Annotated in this window: 1 protein-coding gene; it reads left to right on the top strand. The window is 54.0% G+C overall.

The window, feature by feature from the left end:
- A partial coding sequence (locus LCF57_RS26405) for a transposase (RefSeq protein WP_226003316.1) occupies window positions 1-192 on the top strand: 192 nt, incomplete at its 5' end.
- Window positions 193-211: the final 19 nt, after the last annotated feature.

Raw genomic sequence — 211 nt, 5'->3', positions numbered from 1 at the left:
GGGAAACAGCTGTACCGTAAACGAAAAGAGACGATTGAGCGAAGCTTCGCGGATGCCAAAGAGCTCCATGGGTTTCGCTATTGCCGTTTGCGCGGACTTCCGAACATCAGGGAACAAGCCCTCATGACGGCAACCGTGCAGAACATGAAGAAGATGGCGATCCACCTGGATCGCCTGGAGAAACAGGGGTAACACCCCGTTTCTCCCAGAT

Origin of the sequence: Paenibacillus sp. BJ-4 (assembly GCF_020404765.1) — a bacterium.
Lineage (GTDB): Bacteria > Bacillota > Bacilli > Paenibacillales > Paenibacillaceae > Paenibacillus.
This window is presented reverse-complemented; position numbering and strand designations above follow the sequence as displayed.